This is a genomic window from Marinococcus sp. LNSP9103-4 (assembly GCF_056034345.1).
Genome location: NZ_JBQLIA010000058.1, coordinates 1 through 1176 on the forward strand (window position 1 = coordinate 1; position 1176 = coordinate 1176).

General features: G+C 44.4%; 1 protein-coding gene. It reads right to left on the bottom strand.

Annotated elements, in window-relative coordinates; genetic code table 11:
- Window positions 1–1024 (bottom strand): IS21 family transposase (gene istA, locus ACTRXG_RS16840; protein WP_474286068.1); only part of this gene is annotated, 1024 nt, incomplete at its 3' end.
- Window positions 1025–1176 lie beyond the last annotated feature (152 nt).

Consider the following 1176-nt stretch of genomic DNA (forward strand, 5'->3'; position numbering starts at 1 on the left):
GTTGATACGTACCTGACGGTACGCTATACCGGTTTTGCAGGTAACGGATGACATTGTCCTTGTGAATCGTTCTTGTTATACTAGAGGAAAGATGATTCTCAAATAAATAGCTCGTAGAGACTTTTTGTAAGTGTTGCTTTTCCAGGGCGTACACTTCGGAAGGTCTCTTTTTTATATTGTGATGAATTTTATAATTACCTGTGCGCTTTAACCAGGCCAGGCAGGCCTCATTCCACGTCGCCAACTGATCAAACACCCGGTTTTTGCTGAAGTTGTATTTCACGAACTTCACGACTTGTTCGATTTTTCCTTTTGATTCAGGGTCGCTTTTCCGGCAGAGATAAATCTTGAAGCCCCGGGCTGTTTGGTATTTCGTGAATTCCGCCGTTAAAATAAGATCCCCAGCGTTTTCGCTAACGGCGAGTAAAGCATCTTGATCGTAGACCATTTCCATCGGCATGCCCTCATAATACGCAAAGGCATTTTCGTGACATCTTACGACGTCTGTCGTCCGAAAAGGACGATCCAGCCACTCGACATATTTATAGCGCGAATGGGAGAGGATAAAAGCGATAAAGTACAGACGTTTGCTTTCTCCTGTCTTCCTTTTCACGACTGTTTGGCCGAAATCGACTTGCCCCTGTTGACCTGGTAAGCTCTCAGGAATCGTCGCATAGGTTCGGTGTCGAACATGTTTCGGGATGTGATACCTTTCGCGCAGCTCATTCACATAATTGCGAACCGTATTTTCCGAAGCACCTCGGAAATTCATCCGTTCCTCCAACCAATCATATACTTGAGCACCTGTGAGATCTGGATGCTCGTGAAGCCAATCGAGGATAGGATCCCGGAAGGGATCCAGCTTCTTGGACCGGTTACGCAGGGAAATGAGAAAGTCCTCAAATTCCTCCGGCGTCATCCCCATATATTCTTTGACGGTATTTCTCGACATGGTCAACTTTTTCGCAATCGAGTTGATGGAAAACCCTTCGGCATGCAGCTTTCGAACTTCTACATATTTCATGAATCGATTCACTCCAATTTCCTCACTTTCAATAAACTAGCGGCAGCTTATTAAAAGTGTGTCATATTTGTATGGAAATGGGTTCATCTTATTGGTGAAAACCTGCTCTACCTTAATTGTGGTAAATTGCTCTCTCTAGTTTAGCGTTTACA